This is a genomic window from Streptomyces sp. NPDC107550, assembly GCF_055639095.1.
Genome location: NZ_JBVKBC010000009.1, coordinates 100,136 through 121,105 on the forward strand (window position 1 = coordinate 100,136; position 20,970 = coordinate 121,105).

Genomic DNA, 20,970 nt, shown 5'->3' on the forward strand with positions numbered 1-20,970 from the left:
GTGCGCCGGGGCGGCTGCGTCGGGTTTGGTTTTCGGGTGCGGGTGGGTGGGGGTTCTCGCGCAGTTCCCCGCGCCCCTTACGGGGCTTCGTCCGGCCAGGGGTTCGTCGGTGGGTGCGGGGCGTGGGTGGTTGCTCGCGCAGTTCCCCGCGCCCCTTACGGGGCTGGGTGGGGGTGTGATCTCGCGGTCCTCGCCCATTGCGGGGCTGGGGTCAGGGGGTGGGCCAGGACTTGGCGAGCATCGTGCGGACGTCGCTCAGGAGCTGCGGGAGCACCTTCGTGTGGCCGACGACCGGCATGAAGTTCGTGTCCCCGCCCCAGCGCGGCACGACATGCTGGTGCAGATGCGCGGCGATCCCCGCCCCGGCGACGGCGCCCTGGTTCATGCCGATGTTGAAGCCGTGTGCGCCGGACGCCGACCGCAGAGCCGTCATCGCCCGCTTGGTGAACAGCGCCAGCTCGGCCGTCTCCGCGTCGTCGAGGTCCGTGTAGTCCGCGACGTGCCGGTACGGCAGCACCATCAGATGCCCGCCGTTGTACGGGTACAGGTTCAGGATGGCGAAGACGTGCTCACCGCGCGCCACGATCAGCGCGTCCTCGTCGGACTTGCCGGGGGCCGCGCAGAAGGGACAGCCGTCGTCCGCGCCGGGGCCGGTGGGCTTGCCCTCTCCCTGGATGTAGGCGATGCGGTGCGGGGTCCACAGACGCCCGAATCCGTCCGGCTCACCCACAGGACCGATCTGCTGCTCCGGCTCACTCGTCATGAAAGGCAGCATATGGCGTCACCTCGGCGGGGCGTGTCGCCGGGGCCCGCCGCCAGGCACCCCGGGCGATCCTGTGCGGATGACCGACACTCCCCTGGCCCGCTGGGAGCGGCACAACGGCGCCGTCCTCGCCACCGCGTCCCTGCTCTTTCTCGCCTCGTACGCGGTCCACGTCCTCGGCCACGCGCTGCCCGGCTGGGTCAGGCACCTGAGCCTCGCGGTCACGCTCGCCGCGTGGGCGGTCTTCCTCGTCGACTACGTCGTCCGGCTGCGCCTGAGCCGGCAGCGCCCCGCCCGCTTCGTACGGACGCACTGGCTGGACACCCTCGTCCTGCTGCTGCCGCTGCTGCGGCCGGTGCGGATCGTGCAGGCGTACGAGACCGTGCAGCGGCACCGCGACCGGCCCCGGCTGGCGCTGTACGCGCGGGTGATCACCTACGCGGGGGTGTCCGTCGCGCTGCTGGGCTTCGCGGGGTCCCTCGCCGTGTACCAGCAGGAGCACGGGGTGCCGGGGGCGGACATCCGGACGTACGGGGACGCCGTGTGGTTCACGTGCACGACCCTGTCGACGACGGGCTTCGGCGACAAGACGCCGGTGACCGCGCTCGGCCGACTGGTCTCGGTGGGCCTGATGGCCTGCGGTCTCGCACTGCTCGGGGCGGTCACCGGCTCGTTCTCGTCGTGGCTGGTCCAGGTGTTCGCGCGGGAGGGCGAGACCGTACGCGCCCAGGACGCCGACAGGCCCCCGCGGAATTCCCCGGGGGCCCGTGACACCGGTGAGGGCGTCTGACGGATCAGACCTGCGCCCGCTCCTCGACGACCTTCACGATCTTGGCGATGGCCTCGTCGACCGGGATGCCGTTCTCCTGCGAGCCGTCGCGGTAGCGGAAGGAGACCGAACCGGCGTTCATGTCCTCGTCGCCCGCGATGACCATGAAGGGCACCTTGGCCTTCTGCTGGTTGCGGATCTTCTTCTGCATGCGGTCCGACGACGAGTCGACCTCGACCCGCAGGCCCTGGGCGCGCGCCTTCTCGGCGAACTCCTGCAAGTACTCCACGTGCGCGTCGCCGATCGGGATGCCGACCGCCTGCACGGGCGCGAGCCACGCCGGGAACGCGCCCGCGTAGTGCTCAAGCAGCACGCCGAAGAACCGCTCGATGGAGCCGAACAGGGCGCGGTGCAGCATGACGGGCTGCTGGCGCGAGCCGTCCGCGGCGGTGTACTCCAGGCCGAACCGCTTGGGCTGGTTGAAGTCGACCTGGAGCGTCGACATCTGCCAGGAGCGGCCGATGGCGTCCTTGGCCTGCACGGAGATCTTCGGCCCGTAGTAGGCGGCGCCGCCCGGGTCCGGGACCAGCGGCAGGTTCTGCTTCTCGGCGGCGAGCCGCAGCGCCTCCGTGGCCTCGGCCCAGTCCTCGTCGGTGCCGATGAACTTGTCGGAGTCGTCGCGCGTGGACAGCTCCAGTTCGAACTCGGTCAGGCCGTAGTCGCGCAGCAGGTCGAGCACGAAGGTCAGGAGCGTGTCCAGCTCCTGTGGCATCTGCTCCTTCGTGCAGTAGATGTGCGAGTCGTCCTGGGTGAAGCCGCGCGAGCGGGTCAGGCCGTGCACGACGCCGGACTTCTCGTACCGGTACACGGTGCCGAACTCGAAGAGGCGCAGCGGCAGTTCACGGTAGGAACGCCCGCGCGACTTGAAGATCAGGTTGTGCATCGGGCAGTTCATCGCCTTGAGGCGGTAGTTCTGCTCGTCGAACTGGATGGGCGGGAACATGCCCTCCGCGTAGTGCGGGAGGTGGCCCGAGGTCTCGAAGAGGTGCTCCTTCGAGATGTGCGGGGTGTTGACGAACTCGTAGCCGGACGCCTCGTGGCGGCGGCGCGAGTAGTCCTCCATGACCTTGCGGATCACCCCGCCCTTGGGGTGGAACACGGCGAGGCCAGGGCCCAGCTCCTCCGGGAAGGAGAACAGGTCCAGCTCGGCGCCCAGCTTGCGGTGGTCGCGCTTCTCGGCCTCGGCGAGGAAGTCGAGGTAGCCCTTCAGCTCGTCCTTGGTCGGCCAGGAGGTCCCGTAGATGCGCTGGAGCTGCGGGTTCTTCTCGCTGCCGCGCCAGTAGGCGGCGGCGGAGCGCATCAGCTTGAACGCGGGGATGGCGCGGGTCGAGGGCAGGTGGGGGCCTCGGCAGAGGTCCTTCCAGCACAGGTCGCCGGTCTTCGCGTCGAGGTTGTCGTAGATGGTCAGCTCGCCGGAGCCGACCTCGGCGTCGGCGCCGTCGGCGGCCTGTGCCGCGTTGCCCTTGAGGCCGATCAGCTCCAGCTTGTAGGGCTCGTCGGCCAGCTCGACGCGGGCGTCGTCGTCGGTGGTGACGCGCCGGGAGAACTTCTGGCCCCGCTTCTGGATCTCCTGCATCTTCTTCTCGATGCGCTTGAGGTCCTCGGGGGTGAACGGCTCCTTGACGTCGAAGTCGTAGTAGAAGCCGTCCTTGATGGGCGGGCCGATACCGAGCTTGGCCTCGGGGAACAGCTCCTGCACGGCCTGCGCCATCACGTGCGCGGTGGAGTGGCGCAGGATGTTCAGCCCGTCCTCGGAGCCGATCTCGACGGGCTCGACCTCCTCGCCGTCCTGGACGGCGTACGCGAGGTCCTTCAGCTCGCCGGCCACGCGGGCGGCGACGACACTGCGATCGCCTGCGAAGAGGTCGGCGGCCGTAGTGCCCGTCGTCACCACGCGCTCTTCCCGCTCGGAATCGCGTTGGATGGTCACACGGACGTCTGACACCGGATCTCTCCTGCCTGAAGATGGAACGCCGCGCCATTACCTGTGACGCGCGCAGTAGCGATCGTACCGAGTCGTCCGGCCCGGTCGCTAAACGGTTTGTCCCCGGCGCCCCGGACCCGTCCGCCGGGCGTCACCCCTCCCCCGCGCACGCCTCCTCGAAGAAGTCCAGGTTCTCCTGGAGCGCCTTGACCAGCCGGTCCCGCTCGGCCTCCTCGACCTGTACGGGTACGACACCGCCGGCGCCGGTCAGCCTGCGGAAGCCGCCCCGGCTCTCCAGGCGGCCGTGGACGCGGATGGGCAGCCCGACGAGATGGGCCTGGCCGGCGATGCGGTACGCCTCCTCGTCCAGCGTCATCCGCAGGTACGGCACCTCGGCCCCGGCGAGCACCCGCAGCCGTACGGTGCCCTCGCCGCCGGGAGCGGTCCTGCGCAGCCGTACGACGGTGCCGGTGACGCGGACGGGGACGGCGGGCTCGGCGCGCCGGTAGCGGGCGGCGGCCTCGCGCAGCACGCCGAGGTCGCCGGGCGAGAACTCGACGGGGGCGTCGCCGTCGGTGCACTCGTCGGGGACGCCGGCGGCGGGGGCCCAGGAGACGGCGACGCGGGCGCCCTCGCTGCCGTGGACGAGGGTGATCAGGGCCTCGGTCATCTCGTGGCTGACGCCGGCCTCGACCGCGCCGTCGAAGGCGTCCATGCCGCCGGTGGCGCGCCGGTAGTCGATGGCCTCGCGGGCGGCGTAGAGCGCCTGATGCAGCCGGACGGCGAGGGCGCGGCCGCCTTCGGTCGGCACGAACGCGGTGAGACGGCGGCCGTCGGGGGCGCCTTGGACGAGGACGCGGTCGAGGGCCGCGCCGGCGGGGCCGCGGTGGCGGGCGCCGTGGTAGCCGGTGCGGCAGCGGACGGCGAGGGCGGCGGCGAGCAGGGTGCGGCGGGCGGCGGTGCGCAGGTGTTCCTCGGCGCTGAGCGCGGGGGCGCCGCCGGGGCCCGGGGCGACATCGCGCCACCAGCGGATCTCGTCGCTGGGCACGGTGAGGGCGACAAGGACCTCGCGGGCGGCGGGTCCGGCGCCGCGCCGGAGGGCGAGCAGGGCCTCGCCGAGCAGGTCGTCGCTGTCGGGGAAGGCGCGGGTGTCGGGGACGAGGAGGCTCGCGGGGCTGCCGGGTCCGGGTGCCGTCCAGCGGGTGTAGCGGCCGGTGGCCCCGCCCCGGCGCCGCCAGCCGTGCCGGGCGAGGAGGGCGGCGAGGACGGCGGGATCGACGCGGGCGGGATCGGGTCCCTCGTCGAGTCCTGCGCCGAGTCCTGCGTCGAGGCCGGGGGCGAGGCCGGGGGCGAGGTCAGGGGCGTGGGCGGGGTCGGGGTGCGGGGTGTCGAGCGGGCGGAGGCCGGGGGCGGTCTCGTTCGGGCGGTGGTGCATGGCCGGGTCTCCTTCCGAGGCCGCGCGCCCGTGGTCGGCTCAGGGCCGTCCGCCGGTGCCGACGCGGGTCATGATCTCGCACAGGGCGCGGTCGTCGAAGATCCGCGCGGTGGGGATGCGGACGGTGGTGCGGTGGCGGCCGGTGACCGGGTGGCCGGCGAGGTTGGTCCAGTAGCAGCAGTGCCGTAGGTCGAGGCGGTCGTGTCCGGCGCGCAGCCAGTCGTCCTGGGAGCGCGGCACGAGCATCACGACGAGGATCTTGTGGACGGACACGGGGGTGCGGGCGAGCTTGGCCAGGTGGGCGTTGTCGAGGGTGAAGCCGAAGGTGGGCCCGGGCGGTCCGGGCGCGATCTGGTACGTGGCCTTGAGCTGGACCTTGATGGTGACCTCGTCGTCCACGGTGTGGCCGGGGGCGCTGTGACTGACGTGCCAGTCGATGCCGTTGTCGGGGAACGGCTGTGACAGCGAGCAGCCGGCGGCCGCCGCGACGGCGTGCAGATAGCCCACCTGGAGGGTCTCCATGCAGGCGGTCGTGGCGAGGGTGCCGCGCGCGGGGGTGATCCGGTCGGGCAGCGGCAGGCCCTGCTCGGGCCGTGCGAGCGCCATGGTCCAACGTGCCTTCCGGGGAGGGTGGTTCCCGGGGCGGGCCGCGCGGGGAACCAGGGGGTTGATCAAGGGCCGGTCAACGGGATCCCGCTGAACCGCCATGACTCGTACCTGTGTTGTCACCGCTCGGCGTACGACGCAAACGGTCCGGGTATCACCGAGGTCGGCAGCCTTCGGCGTGCGACGGCGCGTCATCTGCCGTGGGGAGCAGAGGAGTTGGTGGGTCATGACGTGCTGGTACGAGGGCCCGTTGGCCGCCTTCGACACCGAGACGACGGGCGTGGACGTGGAGCGGGACCGGATCGTGTCGGCGGCGGTCGTGGTCCAGGACGCGGCGGGGGCGCGGCCCCGGGTGCGGCGGTGGCTGGTCGATCCGGGGGTGCCGGTGCCGCCGGAGGCGTCGCGGATACACGGGCTGACGGACGCTCATCTCCAGCGCAACGGGCGCTGGCCGGCCCCGGTGATGGACGAGGTGGGCCGGGCGCTGGCGGAGCAGGCGACGGCGGGCCGCCCGCTGGTGGTGATGAACGCGCCGTTCGATCTGACGTTGCTGGACCGGGAGTTGCGGCGGCACCGGGCGTCGTCGCTGTCCCGGCATCTGGACCGCTCCGCGCTGTGCGTGCTCGATCCCCGGGTGCTGGACAAGCATCTGGACCGCTATCGCAAGGGGCGGCGGACGCTGACGGATCTGTGCGCGCACTACGAGGTGGAGTTGGCGGAGGCGCACGACGCGGCGGCGGACGCGCTGGCGGCGCTGGACGTGGTGCGGGCGCTGGGGCGCCGGTTCGCGGGGCGGCTCGACCGCCTCTCCCCCGCCGAGCTGCATGTGTTGCAGGCGGGGTGGCACGCGTCGCAGGCGCGGGGTCTTCAGGCGTGGTTCGCGCGGTCGGGGACGCCGGAGGTGGTGGACCCGGCGTGGCCGCTGCGCCCGGAACTCCCGGCGGCGGCCTGACCGATGGCGGCCTGACCTGTGGGGGCCTGACCTCTGGGGTCTGGCACAACGAAAACCGGCCCGCCAGTACGGCGGGCCGGTTCTTCCGGGTGGGCGATACTGGGTTCGAACCAGTGACCTCTTCGGTGTGAACGAAGCGCTCTCCCACTGAGCTAATCGCCCGGGAACGGGTTGAACAATACAGGTCGCGGCGGGTTCAGTTCAAACCGGTCGCAGGAGGTCGGCGAGACCGCGCCGGCCGCCGCGCATCATCCAGGCATGGTTGGCGAGGAAGAGGGGCCTGGCCGGCAGGGCGAGGCGCCGCATGAGGGGTTTGCGGACCTCGACCTCCTGCTCGTAGAGGGCGCGGGTGGCGCCGCCGGGCAGCGGGGCCAGCGTCCAGCGCACCCACCCGTCGAGGTCACCGCCCAGGGCGATCTCCAGCACCCCGGTGCCGGGCGCGTGGCCGCGGCGGCGCACGGTGACGGCGAGGGCGTACGGGAGGAAGGACCGGAAGACGGCGACGCCGCTGTCGTCGTCGTGGGCGGTGACCGAGCGGACCTGGGGCCACCAGCGCGGGTACTCCTCGGCCCGTTCGAGGACGGCGTGGACGGCGGCGGGGGGTGCGGGCAGTTCCCACACGCTGCGGAAGCGGTAGTGGCACCAGTCGCGGTCGGTCATGCGCCGAGTCTGCCGGGCGCGGGGGCCGCTGTCGCCGTGCGGCGCGGGATCACCGGGCGGGGACGGGAGGCGACGGGAGGCGAGGGGCTGCGAGGGGCGGCACCGCGCGGCCCCGGCGGTGAATTAAAGAGCGGGGAAGCGACGGAAAAGGACCACATTGCGTCAGATCGTGCCCGCGGAAGCGGAGTTCGGTGTTCTCGCGGAACGCTTTTCCGTTCTGACGCGGAAACAGATCCGGGGAATCGGATCGCGGGGGTATGCGCCACGCGGTGTTCCCCGTGTGCCGGGATACGCCGAAGGCCCCGGAGACGGGATCTCCAGGGCCTTCGGTCCGGGTGGGCGATACTGGGTTCGAACCAGTGACCTCTTCGGTGTGAACGAAGCGCTCTCCCACTGAGCTAATCGCCCGGGCGCAGGAAGAACATTACCCCATGTCAGGGGGTGCCCCGGACCACCTCACGCGGTCCGGACACCCGCCGCCCGCCGCCGGTCTCACTCCTTGATGCGCCAGGGCATCTCCAGGCCGAACTTCCACACGTAGATCCCGACGAGGACGGCGATGATCACCACGCCGACGGTGGTGAGGATGATGTTGCGGCGCCGTACGCGCGGGTCGAGGGCGCGCTGCGCGGCCTCGGTGACCTTGCGCTTCGTCCAGCGCAGCACGAGCTGCGCCCAGACGAACTCGGTCGCCCAGATCGCCATGCCCGCGAAGATCACCAGCCAGCCGGGGCCCGGCAGCGGCAGCATGATGATGCCGGCGACCACGACCGCGAGGCCGACGACGAAGACGCCGACCTGCCAGCTCAGGTGCAGCGCCCTGCGCGCCCGCACGTACTCCGGCGCCCGCGAGCCGAGCGGCTTCTCGTGCGACTGCGCGGGGGCCCGCCCGGCGCCCGCGACCCCCTCGGCCGACTCGTCACTCCCCGTATTCATGGAGCCAAACCTACCGGACGCATTCCTCTCACCGGAATGGCCGTTCCTCGACAAGAAAGACTCGGCCGTACGAGCTACGTAAAGCCCCTCAAAACCCTCAGAGGGGTTTACAACGGCACCGTAGGTGGCATGTCGATTTCGCCGACGTGCGAATCCCCGAGCGCACACTGAGCGAAAGGCCCTGGCGCTTATGAACACCACGGTCAGCTGCGAGCTGCACCTGCGCCTCGTTGTGTCGAGCGAGTCCTCACTGCCCGTTCCCGCAGGACTGCGGTATGACACGGCCGATCCCTATGCCGTGCACGCCACCTTCCACACCGGAGCCGAGGAGACGGTCGAATGGGTGTTCGCCCGCGACCTCCTCGCCGAAGGTCTGCACCGACCTACCGGCACCGGCGACGTCCGAGTCTGGCCGTCCCGCAGCCACGGTCAGGGCGTTGTCTGCATCGCCCTGAGCTCTCCTGAGGGCGAGGCTCTGCTCGAGGCCCCGGCGCGGGCCCTGGAGTCGTTCCTGAAGCGGACCGACGCCGCCGTGCCCCCCGGCACGGAACACCGTCACTTCGACCTCGACCAGGAGCTGTCGCACATCCTCGCGGAGAGCTAGCCGCGAGGAGCCTCGCGCCGGCATCCGGTCGGCGCCCCGGCGGGGCGACAGCGCCCCGTGCCGTCCACTCGGGGAGACGGCTCGGGTTCCACCTGGTCAGGACAACCGCATACGGCAGACACCGGCGCCGCCGCCGCGGGAGTCCCGCTGCGGCGGCGCCGGTGCGTGCCCGCCCGCCGGGCCGCCCGCCGGCACCGCCCACCCGCCCCGTGCCCGGGAGAGGCGCTAGGCTCGGCCCGCATCGGCGGGCGCAGGCCCGACCCCCAGGCCAGGGAGCGAACTCGTGCTGATCACCCACGACACCCGGTGCGCGCTCGACACCGTGGTCGCTCTGGTGAACACCGCGCCGGACGAGGCGGCCGGGACGGCCGACACCCTCCCGAGCGTCCAGGCGCTCGCGGATTTCGTAGAAAAGCACGAGATCAGCGATGTGGGGTCGCTCGGCGAGCGCGACCTCGCGGCGGTGCTCGCTGTGCGTGACCGTTTCGCGGAGGTGTTCGCGGCGCCCGATCCGCACGCGGCGGCGACCGTGATCAACGAACTGGTCGCGGCGGCCGGCACCACGCCCCGGCTGACGGACCACGACGGCTACGACTGGCACGTGCACTACTTCGCGCCCGGCGCGTCCGTCGCGGACCACCTGGCGGCCGACTGCGGGATGGCCCTGGCGTTCTTCGTGGTCGCCGGGGAACAGGAGCGGCTGCGGCGCTGCGGGGCGCCCGACTGCCGGCACGCGTTCGTGGACCTCTCGCGCAATCGCTCGCGCCGCTACTGCGACTCCCGTACGTGCGGGAACCGGCTGCATGTCGCCGCCTACCGGGCCCGCCGCAAGGAAGCCGCGGGCTGAGCGCGCGCCCGGCCCCGCTCACAGGAGCAGCAGGTCGTGCAGGGCGGCCATGAGGAGCAGGCAGCCGATCACGCCGAGGAAGATCATCAGCGGCGGCTGGGAGAGCGCGAAGAGGCATCCTCGCTGAGTCTGGGGGGCGGGCGGCACGGCGTCGTCGGGGACGGGCGCGGCCTTCTGGTCGGCGTCCAGCCGGTGCGTCGGCTGCGGTGTGTCGAGCATCTCGCGGCGATGATCGCGCGCTTTTCCCCCGCCGAGGCCCCGATACGCCTCCCAGGGGCGGGAGTTCGCCAAAATACGTGACCCCTTCGCACGTCCGCCCGCACGAAAAGTCCAGCGCTTGTCGTACGTACGTCCATGGTCGGGGCCTGCTCCGGCGCCCCAGACTCGGCGGCCCCGGGGCGGCGCGCGTCCCGGGCCGGCCTTCGTGTGCGAGGAGTGTGCGTATGACGATCGAGCGTCTCGGACTGCCGTCCCGTAGAGGGGTGTTGGGGGCGGGCGTCGGCGCGGCGGCGGCGCTGGCCCTGCCCGGCGCGGGCCCCGCGTGGGCGGCGGCGGGCGGCTGGCGGACCGTCACCCACCGCGGCATCAGGCCCGACGACCCGGACGGGCGGGGCGAGTTGGCCAACCCGCGGCGCGGCTTCCGCTACGAGATGTCGTACAACGCGTCGGATCTGACGAGCCCTTGGGCGAACGAGGCCGACCACTCCCCCGACGCCGCGCGCACCCTGGAGATCCTTCAGGGCCGTTACGGGCCGGGGGCGCATCTGACGCAGCTCTACTTCTACCTCTGGGAGTACGCGACCACGGAGATCCCCGCGAGCGCCCTCGCCAACATCGAGCGGGTCTTCGCGGGCCTGCGCGCGAAGGGGTTCGCGGCGGTGCTGCGGTTCGCGTACGACGACGGGGTGCGCGAGGGGCGGCGCTACACCGTGCAGGACATCCAGCGGCACATCCGGCAGCTGGCGCCCGTCGTCGCGCGCAACAGCGACGTGGTCGCGGTGTGGCAGGCCGGGTTCCTCGGCGCGTGGGGCGAGTGGCACGGCAGTTACTACAGCCACGAGAACTACCCGGACGCCGTCACCGCCATCATGACCTCGCTCGTCGCCGCGCTGCCGCCCGGCATGCAGACGCAGGTGCGGTACGCGGAGAAGCGGGACATGATCACCGACCGCACGGTCCGCGAGAGGGTCGGCTTCCACAACGACTACGTGACGCTCGGCGAGGGCGTCTGGGACTACTACGTGCCCGACAACCCGGGCTGGCCGCGCTATCTGGAGGTGTCGCCGGAGCACCAGATGGACGGCGAGATGCCCTGGGACAAGGGCCAGAGCAGTGACCCGTACGCGTGGAGCAGTGTCATCCCGCCGCTCGCGGCGGCACGCAGGCTCCAGACGCTGCGCTGGGACAGCCTGTCGATCGTGCACAACGCGACCGTGACCGTGCCCGGCTGGAAGGCGGGGAGCCTGAGCGAGGACGAGGTGCGCGGCGCGCTGCTGCCGGTCTCCGACGGCTACTTCCGCGACGGGCGGGGCCGGGCCGTCGCCCGCACCCCGTTCGAGTATCTGCGCGACCACCTCGGCTACCGGATCGAGCTGCGGCAGGCGCGGACCTCGGTCGAGGCCGGCCGGGTGCGGGTGGAGGTCGATCTCGTGAACCGCGGGTTCGCGGCGCCCAAGCACGCGCGCCCGGTGCGCCTGGTCCTGCTCGACCGGGGCGGCCGGGTACTCGCGCAGGCGGACACCGGGGCCGACTGGCGGACCTGGCAGCCGCAGGGCCGGGCGGAGACGGACGACGACCACGGCGGCCCGGCGACGCACACCGTGCGCGGCTCCCTGCCTTTCACGCCGGGTGGGGTACGGGTCGGTCTCGCGCTGCCTGATCCGCTCCAGCCGGAGCGGGGGCGCGCGGTGCGGTGCGCGAACACGAGCGTGCCGTGGGTGGACGGGGTGAACGTCGTCGCGGGCCTGTGACCCGGCGGGCGCGGCGGCCGGTCAGATGCCGTGCTTCTTGAGGATCGCCTCGATGTCGCTGAAGTCGTCGGCCGGGGCGGACGCCTTGGGCGCGGCCTGAGGGCGGGCCTGCGGGCGGGTGGCGGGGGCGGCGGCCGTGGAGGCGCCCAGGGAGGGCGCGGAGGCGTCCGGGGCGACCGCGTCGCGCCGGGCCGCCTTCGCGGCCGCCCTGCGCTCCTTGCGGGTGCCGCCGCCGCGCCGCTCGACGGCCCGGGTCGTGACGAACAGCAGCCAGGCCACGCCGAGCATCCCGAAGCCGGCCCAGGCGCCCGGACTGAACGCGGTGCGCGCCGCCCAGCCGACGGCGCCCGTCATCACCAGGCCGATCGGCACCAGGGAGTAGGCGGCGATCCGGGCGGCGGACAGGAAACGCTTGCGGTAGGCGGTGACCGCCGCGATGCCCAGGCCCGCGACGGACACGGCGGAACAGACGGTCTCGGCAATCATCCGGTCCTCCAGGGTTCGGGCACATCGGTACGCGGCGGGACGATCCGCCTCCCCTCCATCCTGCACCGACGGGACGTGCCGGGGCCACGGCCGGGGCGGACCTCAGGGTGATCTCCGGGTGATCTCCGGGTCGCTCTCGTCCCGAGGTCCTGGTTCGGGCGGAGGGCCGGCGCCTGGGAGACTGGACGCATGAACGCCCCGATCCCCTTCATCGACGTGTGGTGCGAGTTGCAGTGCCCCGACTGCCGCACGGCCCTGGCCGACGTCCGCGCCCTGCGTGAGCGCTACGCGGACCGCATCGACGTACGCCTGCGGCACTTCCCGCTCGACAAGCACAAGCACTCCTTCGCCGGGGCGCAGGCCGCCGAGGAGGCGTTCGCGCAGGGGCGTGGCTGGGAGTACGTGGCGGCGGTCCTCGACCGGGTCGAGGAGTTCGACCGCGCGGGCGAGCCGGTCCTCATCGACGTGGCGCGTGAACTGGGCCTGGACGCCGAGGAGTTCGACACCGCACTCATCGACGGCCGGCACATCCTGATCGTCGACGCCGACCAGGCCGAGGGCAAGGCGATCGGCGTCACCGGCACGCCCACGTACGTCGTCGGCGGCGAGCGGCTGGACGGCGGCAAGAGCCAGGAGGGGCTGCGGGAGCGCGTCGAGGAGATCGCGGACCGGCTGCTCGCCGAGTAGCTCTCCCGGCGCCGTGCCTCACAGCAGCGGCTTGTAGAGGTGGAACCGCGTCGGGCTGTAGCCCATGGACGCGTACAGGCGCAGGGCGGGTTCGTTGCCCGCGAAGACGTTGAGGCCGATGCGGTCGGCGCCCGCGCGGGCCGCGTCGGCCTCGGCGTACAGCATCAGGGAGCGGCCGTGGCCCTGGCCGCGCCGGTCTTCGGCGACCTCGACGTCGTAGATGTAGGCGCCGTCGGCGCGCTGGGCGAGCCACAGCGTCCCGACGCGGTCCCCGTCGTGTTCGAGGACGGCGAGCAGGACGTCCGGGGTGGCGACGCCCTCGGGCAGCAGCGCGTCGTGGTCGCGGTCGGACTTCTGGCGGGCCTCGGCCTCGCTCGCGCCCCGGGCGACGATGGTGCGCGCGTACCGCTGTTTGACGTGCTCCAGCCAGGCGGGGAACTCGTCCTCCCGCATGCGGCGCCCGGCGCTCCCCTCGGGCAGTGCGGGCGGCTCAGCGGGCAGCGGCTTGGCCAGATTGCGGTTGCGCTCCACGTACCCGAGGGCGGAGGCGAGCCGCAGCAGGCCCTCCTCACCGGCGGGGACGGTCGCCTCCACGCGCCGGCAGCCCCAGCCGCGGGCGACCTCCTCGGCGGCGAGCGCCGCGACGGTGCCGCGCCCCCGGCCCCGGTCGCCCTCATCGACGCGCAGATCGAGTATCTGGGCGACGTCGGGGCCGAAGACGGGGTGGGTGGCGAGGTGGAGCGTGCCGACGGGCCTGCTGTTCACGCACACGGTGAAGCGGCGCGCCCGCGACCCGTCGGCGGTGCGCTGGAGCGGCTCTGTCGGCCGCAGGGTGGTCGTCATCACGGGAGTTCTACCCGTGCCCGCCCCGCGCACGACAGTGGTTTTTCACCGGCTCACGGGTCGATGTCGTCCGCGGCCCGCTCGTCCCACACCCGCATCGCCTTGGCGGTGACCGGTCCCGGCGCGTCGGCGAGGTCGCGGTCGTCGACGCGGTGCACGGCCTGGATGTCGCGCAGGGTCGAGGTCAGGAAGACCTCGTCGGCCTCGGCGAGCACCGACAGCGGCAGGTCCCTCTCCTTCGCGCCGGTCCACTCGACGGCGAGGGCGCGGGTGATCCCGGCGAGGCAGCCGGAGGCGAGCGGCGGGGTGTGGATCTCGCCGTCCAGGACGACGAACACGTTGGACCCGGTGCCCTCGCAGAGCTGTCCGACGGTGTTGGCGAACAGGGCCTCGGAGGCGTCGTGCTCGTGCGCGCGGGCGAGGGCGACGACGTTCTCCGCGTACGAGGTGGTCTTCAGGCCGGCGAGGGCGCTGCGCTCGTTACGGGTCCAGGGGACGGTGATCACGGAGGTGGTGTCGGGGCGCCGGGCGACCTCGCCGAGCGCGACGACGAGGGTCGGGCCGTGGTCGCCCCGGTCGGAGCCGAGCGGCGAGACGCCGCCGGTGTACGTGATCCGCAGCCGGCCGAGCGCCATCGGGTTGGCCTCGAGGACGGCGGCGCAGGCGCGGCGCACCTCGTCGAGGTCCGGGGCGGGCAGCCCGAGGCCGCTCGCCGAGCGGGCGAGCCGGTCGAGATGCCGGGTGAGCGCGAACGGCCTCCCGCCCGCGGCCTTCACCGTCTCGAAGATGCCGTCGCCCACGGTCAGCCCGTGGTCGAAGACGGAGACGCGGGCGTCCTGCATGTCGTGCAGGCCGCCGTCGAGCCAGATCTTCACGTGGGTCCCTCCACCATCGCGCGGACTAGGGGGCGTCCGCGTACCCGTCCGACGCTACCTCCAGCAGCCGGGCCGCCTTCAGCTCGGTCTCCCGCCACTCGTCCTCGGGGTCGGAGCCCCAGGTGATCCCGGCTCCGGCGCCGAAGCGCAGCTCACCGGCGGCGCGGTCGATCCAGAAGGTGCGGATGCCGACGGCGAGTTCGCCGGTGCCCCGGTCGGCGTCGACCCAGCCGATGCCGCCGCAGTAGGGGCCGCGCGGGGCCGTCTCCAGCTCCTCGATGACGCGCAGCGCGCTGGACTTGGGGGCGCCGGTCACGGAGCCGGGCGGGAAGGCCGCGTCGAGGAGTTCGGGCCAGCCGGCGCCGGGCAGGAGTTCGCCGCGCACGGTGGACACGAGGTGGACGAGGCCCGGGTGCTTCTCGACGGCGCACAGGTCGGGCACGGTCACGGAGCCGGTGACGCAGACGCGGCCCAGGTCGTTGCGGACGAGGTCCACGATCATCACGTTCTCGGCGTGGTCCTTGGCGGTCAGTTCCGCCTCGGTGCGTCCGGTGCCCTTGATCGGCCCGGACTCGACGATCCGCCCGTCGCGGCGCAGGAACAGCTCCGGGGACGCGGTGGCTATCTCGACGCCGTGCCCGGGCAGCCGGATCGTGCCCGCGTACGGGGCCGGGTTGCCGCGCGCGAGGAGGGCGGTCAGGGCGTCCACGTCCGCATCGGGGGCGATCGGGGCGCCGAGCACGCGGCAGAGGTTGACCTGGTAGACCTCGCCGGTGGCGATGCGGTCCCGTATCGCTCGCACCCCGTCCGTGTACGCGGTGTGGCCGAGGGACGACGTCCAGTCGCCGCGCGCGGGTCCGCGCCAGGCGCCGGAGCGGGCCGGGGGCACGGGCGCGGTGCGTACGTCGTCGAAGCGGGCGCACACGAGACCGCCCTCGAAGTCGGCGGCGACGGCCCAGAAGCCGGTGGAGTCCAGGGCGGCCGGGTCGTCGGTCACGTCCCGCAGTCCCGTGGCCACGCGCTCGCCGAAGCGGGCGAGGGGCGGCAGCGGGCCGCTGGCGGCGCGGTGGGCGCCGTCCGAGGGGGTCCGGGAGGGAGCGGTGGAGCGGTAGCCGTGCACGTCCTGAAGTCTATGGCCGGTGACACGGGGGTGACCTGGGGTGGCCCTGCGTATGACGGCCCGCCGGTCGCACCGCAGCACGCTGCGCAAACGCGTTTTGGACCTCCCCCGGGAATCCGCTAGAGTTCAACACGTCGCCGGGACGCGGAAGCGGAACGGAAAGACACGCGAACGTAGCTCAGTTGGTAGAGCGCAACCTTGCCAAGGTTGAGGTCGCCGGTTCGAACCCGGTCGTTCGCTCGGATGTGGGGGATCTTCCCGAACCCCTACGCTCCTGGTGGAGTGGCCGAGAGGCGAGGCAACGGCCTGCAAAGCCGTCTACACGGGTTCAAATCCCGTCTCCACCTCCATGCGCGATTAGCTCAGCGGGAGAGCGCTTCCCTGACACGGAAGAGGTCACTGGTTCAATCCCAGTATCGCGCACTGGATCTTCGGATTCCGGTCCGTCTTCGATCCGTCCCGCGCGATTAGCTCAGCGGGAGAGCGCTTCCCTGACACGGAAGAGGTCACTGGTTCAATCCCAGTATCGCGCACGCAGTAACCGCACCACCTGGCAGAACCCCTCGCGGCGCCTGATACAGTCTGGCCCGTTCCCGCGCGATTAGCTCAGCGGGAGAGCGCTTCCCTGACACGGAAGAGGTCACTGGTTCAATCCCAGTATCGCGCACCAGCGAGAAGCCCCGGTCGATCCGACCGGGGCTTCTTCGTGTGCGGGGGCCGCCCCGCGGAGCTCAGGACGAGAACAGCATCCGGCCGAAGCCCTTGTGGTGCCCGTGATGGCCGTGGTGACCGCCGTAGTGGCCGCCGCCGTGCGGCTGCGGGGCGCCCCACGCGGGCGCGGGCGCCGGCGGGTAGCCCTGCGGGGCCGAGGGATAGCCCTGCGGGGCGGGCGGCGGGGGCGGGGCCTGCTGCTGCCACTGCGACTCCAGCCGCGTCAGCGACTCCAGCTCGCCGTAGTCGAGGAAGATCCCCCGGCACCCGCCACACTGCTCGATCTGGACGCCGTTGCGGTTGTACGTGTGCATGGGCGCGTGACACTTGGGGCACTGCATCGTCGGCTCAACTCCTCGCCGTAGGGCACCGGTTCGCCGGAACACCGTCCGGCTGTCGTCCTCGGCACCCTACTGGGCGCGGCGGCCCGGGCGTACGGGCGTTCATGACGTGCGGGCGTTCATGACGTGCAGGCGTTCATGGCGTACGGGCGATGCGGGCGCAGGCCGCGACGAGGCACTCCTCCGCGTCGTCCAGCGGGCGGTCCGCCTCGGCGGCCTTGGCGACGGCGAGCGCGGCGCTCTGGACGGTCAGCGCGCGGGCCGGCACGTCGAGCGCGGGCCACGGGTCGGGCCCCGTCAGGCGCGGGTCGCCGCCCGTGTTCCGGTAGGCGCCGAGGAAGCGGGTCCACTCCTCGGGGGCCAGCAGGCCGCAGGCGAACCAGGCCGCCGGGCGCGCGAGATCCCAGGCCGGGTCGCCGACACCCAGGTCGTCCACGTCGATGAGCAGCCAGGTCGCCGACTCGGCGGGGTGGCGTACGAGTTGGCCGAGGTGCAGGTCGCCGTGGCACAGGGCGCGGGCGTGGTCGTGGCCGCGTTCGGCGCGGGCCCAGGGCGGGAGCGTGCGCCATGCCGCGCGGACGGCGGGGGCGGCGGGGTGGCCTGTCGCATCCCGCTCCAGGCGGGCGAGGGCGCGGGCGGCCTTCTCCGGCCCGCGCATCGCGGGGAGGCCGGGCGGCAGGCGGTGCGCCGGGGTGGCGTGCAGCCGGGCGAGGAGGGCGCCGGCGGCCTCCCAGGGGGCGTACTCGGGGCGGTCGGGGTCGACGGGGGTGCCGTACGGCCAGAACGTCACCGGGCGGCCGTGCAGGGCGCAGGGGGCCGGGCTCAGGGGCGGCAGGAGGGTGTCGGACTGGGCGGGGTCGGCGGCGACCGCGAGGCGCAGGGCGAGGTGGGCGGTGTCGGTGTCCGGGGCGTGTGCCTTGGCGACGGTGTCGCCGTGCCGGACGACGGTCGCGTCGGGCCGGTCGGCGAGGGTGGCGGCGCCGCAGACGCAGGCGAGGCCGGGCGGGTGCGCGGCGGCCCGGGCCCGGGCGCGCAGGGCGGGCAGCAGGCTCGTACGGCCGGCGAAGGTGGTCACGGCTCCCCCGTCCAGGGCTCCGCCGACTCCGGAACCCGCTGCACGGGAGCGTAGCGCGCGGGACGGCGGGAGCGCGGGGCGACGGAGGCGCGGGGGCGGGACTCCAGGGGGCGGGACTTCAAGGGGAGGCGGATGCGGGCGGTCGGGCAGGCGGAAAGGTAAATGCCGCGTGCAGCTCCCCAGCTGCACGCGGCATTCGTGCCGTCCGCCGCACCCCCGTCCCCACGGGGTTTCACAAGGCCGGATGTCCCCGCCCGGACCGCTCTTCCGGGCCTGGGGGCGCCGCTCAGCGCCCCAGCATCACGCCCACGGACGACGCCTGTGCGACCACCGCGTCCCAGCCGCCGAAGAGGACGACGAGCAGGACCGCGAGAGGGAGGACCATGGCCGTGGCCACCAGCGGGTGCCGGTGGCCGGTGGCGGGGGCGCCGAAGTGGCCCGCCCTGCCGAAGCGCGTGCGGAACGCCGTGGTCCGCGATGCCGTGTCGGCCATGATCCTCTCCCGGTCGAAATCTGTGGTGGTGCGGTTGTGGTGGTGGCGGCGGGTGCCTGACCTCGGGGGACGAGTGCCGCACCCGCCGCTCGACCTCAAATCTAGGCGCGACGGCCCCGGCGGACGTCATGCCCTCGTACCGAATGACGGGCCTCCCGGAGGATGACCGGCCACCTCCCGCGTACTCCCCTGGGTGGAGAGGGCCGCCCGGGGCTTCGGGGTCTTCCCCGAGGGGTCGCGCGACGCGGGCCGCCCTCGTCCCGGAGTCCTCGCGCGCCCCACAGGGCTACGGGCGGGGGTGACTTCGCTCACTTCCACCCCGCCCCCGCGCACCGCCACCCCGCCCCTGCGCCCGGCGCGCGGGACCACCACCCCGTACGTGCTCCTCCCGCACCCCGCGTCCGTGACCGCCCGCACGTCCTCACCCCGCGTGCGTCCAATCCCCTTTGCGGCACGGCGGATTGGCCCCGGAGCCGCCGGCCGGCCGGTCCGCCGCCCGCCCGGCTGACCGTTCCTCAAGTCTCCCACCGGGCACTGACAAACGATTCGGACGGGAGGGCGCGGCCTGAGCGCACACGCGGGCGCGGAAACGTAAGCTGTGGCTCGTCAGACGGACCGGGCAGCAGCGGGGATGAACATGGCGATGATGCGCCTGAGGCGCGAGGACCCGCGCGTCGTCGGCTCGTTCAGGCTTCACAGACGGCTCGGGGCCGGCGGGATGGGCGTCGTCTATCTCGGCTCCGACCGGCGTGGGCAGCGGGTCGCGCTCAAGGTGATCAGGCCGGATCTGGCCGAGGACCAGGAGTTCCGCTCGCGTTTCGCGCGCGAGGTCTCCGCCGCGCGCCGCATCCGGGGCGGCTGCACCGCGCGGCTGGTCGCGGCCGATCTGGAGGCCGAGCGGCCCTGGTTCGCCACGCAGTACGTGCCCGGCCCCTCGCTGCACGACAAGGTCGCCGAGGAGGGCCCGCTCGCCGCGGCCGACGTCGCGGCCGTGGGCGCGGCGCTGTCCGAGGGGCTCGTCGCCGTGCACGAGGCGGGCGTCGTGCACCGCGACCTGAAGCCGTCGAACATCCTGCTGTCGCCGAAGGGCCCGCGGATCATCGACTTCGGCATCGCCTGGGCGACCGGCGCCTCGACGCTCACCCATGTCGGCACCGCCGTCGGCTCCCCCGGCTTCCTCGCGCCCGAGCAGGTGCGCGGCGCGGCCGTCACCCCGGCCACCGACGTCTTCGCCCTCGGCGCGACGCTCGCGTACACGGCGACGGGTGACTCGCCCTTCGGGCACGGCAGTTCCGAGGTGATGCTGTACCGCGTCGTGCACGAGGAGGCCCAACTGCACGGCGTGCCCGACGCGCTGGCGCCGCTGCTGCGCGCCTGTCTCGCCAAGGACCCCGAGGAGCGGCCGAGCACGCTCCAGTTGTCGCTGCGGCTCAAGGAGATCGCAGCGCGCGAGGCACAGGGCCTCGGGGAGGCCAGGCCGCCCGCGCCGCGCGCCGACCACGACCGGCCCACGGGCCGTCTCGCGCAGTCGTACGAGGGTCAGCGCACCCAGCGCAGGACCCAGCCCGGCACCCCGCTCCCCCGCACCGGCGGCGGGCGCGCGGGCGGCGGGTCCGGTCCGCGCAGCTCCCCTTCGCGTCCCGGCGGCTCGGGCAGCAGGCCGGCGCCGCGCAGCGGTGCGGGACGCCCGGCGCCCCGGACGGGCGGGACGGGCGCGGGCAAGAAGCTGCGCCCCGCCAACCCCCGGCTGCTGCGCCAGCGGCTGTTCGTGTTCGTGGTGGTGACGCTGCTGGTGGCGCTGGCCATCGCGGCGGCCCAGGGCTGCCAGGGCCCCTCGCGCGGGCTGACCCCGCACACCCCGGCCCCCACCACCGCCGTACGGGCACTGCCGGACGCGCCCGGCGACGGCGGCACGGGCTGACGGCGCCCCTCGGGGCTTACAGCTCGGGGCGGCCGGTGGCGACGGCGTAGAAGGCGACGGCCGCCGCCGCGCCCACGTTGAGCGAGTCGACGCCGTGGGCCATCGGGATGCGGACCCACTCGTCGGCGGCCATCAGCGCCTTGGTGGACAGGCCCTCGCCCTCCGCGCCGAGCATCAGCGCGACGCGCTCCATGCGGTGCGGGGCCACCTCGTCCAGGGACTTGGCCTGCTCGGCGGGGGTCAGCGCGAGGAGCTGGAAGCCGGCCTCGCGCACCCCCTCAAGGGACTTGGGCCACGCTTCGAGGCGGGCGTAGGGCACGGAGAAGACGGCGCCCATGGAGACCTTCACCGAGCGCCGGTACAGCGGGTCGGCGCAGTCCGGGGAGAGCAGGACCGCGTCCATGCCGAGGGCCGCAGCCGAACGGAAGATCGCGCCGATGTTGGTGTGGTCGTTGACCGACTCCATGACGACGACGCGGCGGGCCGTGGTGAGCAGGTCGGCGGCCTTCGGCAGCGGCTTGCGCTGCATGGAGGCGAGCGCGCCGCGGTGCACGTGGTAGCCGGTGACCCGCTCGGCGAGGTCGGGGGCGACCGCGTACACGGGCGCCGGGACCTCGTCGATGACGTCACGCATGACATCGACCCACTTCGCGGACAGCAGCATCGAACGCATCTCGTACCCGGCCTGCCTCGCGCGGCGGATGACCTTCTCGCCCTCCGCGATGAACAGGCCCTCGGCCGGCTCGCGCCTGCGGCGCAGCTCGACGTCGGTCAGGCCGGTGTAGTCGCGCAGGCGGGGGTCGTCGGGGTCCTCGATGGTGATGAGACCTACGGGTTCAGCCACGGGTCGATACTGCCTTGTCCTCGGAGTGGTGCCAACGGCCGGGAACGA

Annotated in this window: 22 protein-coding genes and 7 tRNA genes; 12 read left to right on the plus strand and 17 right to left on the minus strand. The window is 73.3% G+C overall.

Annotated elements, in window-relative coordinates:
- Positions 1-211: 211 nt before the first annotated feature.
- The gene (locus ACZ7LY_RS15235; RefSeq protein WP_471625045.1) at positions 212-775 is read right to left on the minus strand and encodes an HIT family protein; all 564 of its coding nucleotides are present in this window, start codon (positions 773-775) and stop codon (positions 212-214) included.
- A 67-nt stretch (positions 776-842) separates the two neighbouring features.
- On the opposite strand from ACZ7LY_RS15235, the gene ACZ7LY_RS15240 reads away from it, so the two are divergent.
- Positions 843-1,553, plus strand: a complete 711-nt coding sequence (locus ACZ7LY_RS15240) for a potassium channel family protein (RefSeq protein WP_471625046.1) — start codon at positions 843-845, stop codon at positions 1,551-1,553.
- Between the two features lie 4 nt (positions 1,554-1,557).
- Here ACZ7LY_RS15240 and thrS read toward each other — a convergent pair whose 3' ends face one another.
- The 3 genes from thrS to ACZ7LY_RS15255 all read right to left on the minus strand — a co-directional run bounded on the left by thrS (position 1,558) and on the right by ACZ7LY_RS15255 (position 5,557).
- Positions 1,558-3,537, minus strand: coding sequence for a threonine--tRNA ligase (gene thrS, locus ACZ7LY_RS15245; protein WP_471625047.1), 1,980 nt, complete (start codon positions 3,535-3,537; stop codon positions 1,558-1,560).
- Positions 3,538-3,667: 130 nt separating this feature from the next.
- The gene (locus ACZ7LY_RS15250) at positions 3,668-4,951 is read right to left on the minus strand and encodes a hypothetical protein (protein ID WP_471625048.1); all 1,284 of its coding nucleotides are present in this window, start codon (positions 4,949-4,951) and stop codon (positions 3,668-3,670) included.
- Positions 4,952-4,990: 39 nt separating this feature from the next.
- The gene (locus ACZ7LY_RS15255) at positions 4,991-5,557 is read right to left on the minus strand and encodes a DUF4365 domain-containing protein (protein ID WP_471625049.1); all 567 of its coding nucleotides are present in this window, start codon (positions 5,555-5,557) and stop codon (positions 4,991-4,993) included.
- A 226-nt stretch (positions 5,558-5,783) separates the two neighbouring features.
- Here ACZ7LY_RS15255 and ACZ7LY_RS15260 point away from each other — a divergent pair, with 226 nt between their 5' ends.
- Positions 5,784-6,509 carry an exonuclease domain-containing protein gene (locus ACZ7LY_RS15260; protein ID WP_471625050.1) on the plus strand — a complete coding sequence of 242 codons (726 nt, stop codon included), beginning with the start codon at positions 5,784-5,786 and terminating at the stop codon, positions 6,507-6,509.
- A 90-nt stretch (positions 6,510-6,599) separates the two neighbouring features.
- Here ACZ7LY_RS15260 and ACZ7LY_RS15265 read toward each other — a convergent pair.
- The 4 genes from ACZ7LY_RS15265 to ACZ7LY_RS15280 form a co-directional block, all read right to left on the minus strand.
- A tRNA-Val gene (locus ACZ7LY_RS15265) sits at positions 6,600-6,671 on the minus strand.
- Positions 6,672-6,710: 39 nt separating this feature from the next.
- Positions 6,711-7,169: an SRPBCC family protein gene (locus ACZ7LY_RS15270; protein WP_471625051.1), complete on the minus strand. Its 459-nt coding sequence runs from the start codon at positions 7,167-7,169 to the stop codon at positions 6,711-6,713.
- A 336-nt stretch (positions 7,170-7,505) separates the two neighbouring features.
- Positions 7,506-7,577 (minus strand) — tRNA-Val (locus ACZ7LY_RS15275).
- Between the two features lie 84 nt (positions 7,578-7,661).
- Positions 7,662-8,105, minus strand: a complete 444-nt coding sequence (locus tag ACZ7LY_RS15280; protein WP_471625052.1) for a TIGR02611 family protein — start codon at positions 8,103-8,105, stop codon at positions 7,662-7,664.
- Positions 8,106-8,295: 190 nt separating this feature from the next.
- Here ACZ7LY_RS15280 and ACZ7LY_RS15285 point away from each other — a divergent pair, with 190 nt between their 5' ends.
- The gene (locus ACZ7LY_RS15285) at positions 8,296-8,709 is read left to right on the plus strand and encodes an SsgA family sporulation/cell division regulator (protein WP_004002642.1); all 414 of its coding nucleotides are present in this window, start codon (positions 8,296-8,298) and stop codon (positions 8,707-8,709) included.
- Positions 8,710-8,992: 283 nt separating this feature from the next.
- Positions 8,993-9,556, plus strand: coding sequence for a CGNR zinc finger domain-containing protein (locus ACZ7LY_RS15290; RefSeq protein WP_471625053.1), 564 nt, complete (start codon positions 8,993-8,995; stop codon positions 9,554-9,556).
- 18 nt (positions 9,557-9,574) lie between these two features.
- Here ACZ7LY_RS15290 and ACZ7LY_RS15295 read toward each other — a convergent pair whose 3' ends face one another.
- Positions 9,575-9,775, minus strand: a complete 201-nt coding sequence (locus ACZ7LY_RS15295) for a hypothetical protein (protein ID WP_471625054.1) — start codon at positions 9,773-9,775, stop codon at positions 9,575-9,577.
- Positions 9,776-9,999: 224 nt separating this feature from the next.
- Here ACZ7LY_RS15295 and ACZ7LY_RS15300 point away from each other — a divergent pair, with 224 nt between their 5' ends.
- Positions 10,000-11,526, plus strand: coding sequence for a DUF4874 domain-containing protein (locus ACZ7LY_RS15300; protein ID WP_471625055.1), 1,527 nt, complete (start codon positions 10,000-10,002; stop codon positions 11,524-11,526).
- 21 nt (positions 11,527-11,547) lie between these two features.
- Here ACZ7LY_RS15300 and ACZ7LY_RS15305 read toward each other — a convergent pair whose 3' ends face one another.
- A complete protein-coding gene (locus ACZ7LY_RS15305; protein WP_471625056.1) occupies positions 11,548-12,012 on the minus strand; it encodes a hypothetical protein in 465 nt (154 codons plus the stop codon).
- Between the two features lie 189 nt (positions 12,013-12,201).
- On the opposite strand from ACZ7LY_RS15305, the gene ACZ7LY_RS15310 reads away from it, so the two are divergent.
- Positions 12,202-12,699 carry a DsbA family protein gene (locus ACZ7LY_RS15310; RefSeq protein ID WP_471625057.1) on the plus strand — a complete coding sequence of 166 codons (498 nt, stop codon included), beginning with the start codon at positions 12,202-12,204 and terminating at the stop codon, positions 12,697-12,699.
- An 18-nt stretch (positions 12,700-12,717) separates the two neighbouring features.
- On the opposite strand, the gene ACZ7LY_RS15315 is transcribed toward ACZ7LY_RS15310, so the two are convergent.
- The 3 genes from ACZ7LY_RS15315 to ACZ7LY_RS15325 are packed head-to-tail and all read right to left on the minus strand — an operon-like array spanning position 12,718 to position 15,465.
- Complete coding sequence (locus ACZ7LY_RS15315; protein WP_471625058.1) at positions 12,718-13,542, minus strand: GNAT family N-acetyltransferase; 825 nt, start codon at positions 13,540-13,542, stop codon at positions 12,718-12,720.
- A gap of 53 nt (positions 13,543-13,595) precedes the next feature.
- Entirely contained in the window at positions 13,596-14,417 is an 822-nt protein-coding gene (locus ACZ7LY_RS15320; RefSeq protein ID WP_471625059.1) for an aminotransferase class IV, read from the minus strand.
- A gap of 25 nt (positions 14,418-14,442) precedes the next feature.
- On the minus strand, positions 14,443-15,465 hold the full coding sequence (locus ACZ7LY_RS15325) for a chorismate-binding protein (RefSeq protein WP_471625185.1): 1,023 nt from the start codon (positions 15,463-15,465) through the stop codon (positions 14,443-14,445).
- 239 nt (positions 15,466-15,704) lie between these two features.
- Here ACZ7LY_RS15325 and ACZ7LY_RS15330 point away from each other — a divergent pair.
- From ACZ7LY_RS15330 to ACZ7LY_RS15350, 5 genes are all read left to right on the plus strand, one after another.
- Positions 15,705-15,777 (plus strand) — tRNA-Gly (locus ACZ7LY_RS15330).
- Positions 15,778-15,813: 36 nt separating this feature from the next.
- Positions 15,814-15,887: transfer RNA gene (locus ACZ7LY_RS15335), tRNA-Cys, on the plus strand.
- A gap of 1 nt (position 15,888) precedes the next feature.
- Positions 15,889-15,960, plus strand: a tRNA-Val gene (locus ACZ7LY_RS15340).
- A gap of 38 nt (positions 15,961-15,998) precedes the next feature.
- Positions 15,999-16,070: transfer RNA gene (locus ACZ7LY_RS15345), tRNA-Val, on the plus strand.
- A 62-nt stretch (positions 16,071-16,132) separates the two neighbouring features.
- Positions 16,133-16,207, plus strand: a tRNA-Val gene (locus tag ACZ7LY_RS15350).
- A 61-nt stretch (positions 16,208-16,268) separates the two neighbouring features.
- Here ACZ7LY_RS15350 and ACZ7LY_RS15355 read toward each other — a convergent pair.
- From ACZ7LY_RS15355 to ACZ7LY_RS15365, 3 genes are all read right to left on the minus strand, one after another.
- Positions 16,269-16,589 carry a TFIIB-type zinc ribbon-containing protein gene (locus tag ACZ7LY_RS15355; RefSeq protein ID WP_471625060.1) on the minus strand — a complete coding sequence of 107 codons (321 nt, stop codon included), beginning with the start codon at positions 16,587-16,589 and terminating at the stop codon, positions 16,269-16,271.
- A 136-nt stretch (positions 16,590-16,725) separates the two neighbouring features.
- Entirely contained in the window at positions 16,726-17,664 is a 939-nt protein-coding gene (locus ACZ7LY_RS15360) for a phosphotransferase family protein (protein ID WP_471625061.1), read from the minus strand.
- A 286-nt stretch (positions 17,665-17,950) separates the two neighbouring features.
- Positions 17,951-18,157: a hypothetical protein gene (locus ACZ7LY_RS15365; RefSeq protein WP_471625062.1), complete on the minus strand. Its 207-nt coding sequence runs from the start codon at positions 18,155-18,157 to the stop codon at positions 17,951-17,953.
- Between the two features lie 631 nt (positions 18,158-18,788).
- Between ACZ7LY_RS15365 and ACZ7LY_RS15370 the strand changes: the two genes are divergently transcribed.
- Complete coding sequence (locus ACZ7LY_RS15370) at positions 18,789-20,078, plus strand: serine/threonine-protein kinase (RefSeq protein WP_471625186.1); 1,290 nt, start codon at positions 18,789-18,791, stop codon at positions 20,076-20,078.
- Between the two features lie 16 nt (positions 20,079-20,094).
- Here ACZ7LY_RS15370 and ACZ7LY_RS15375 read toward each other — a convergent pair whose 3' ends face one another.
- On the minus strand, positions 20,095-20,922 hold the full coding sequence (locus tag ACZ7LY_RS15375) for a TrmH family RNA methyltransferase (RefSeq protein WP_471625063.1): 828 nt from the start codon (positions 20,920-20,922) through the stop codon (positions 20,095-20,097).
- Positions 20,923-20,970 lie beyond the last annotated feature (48 nt).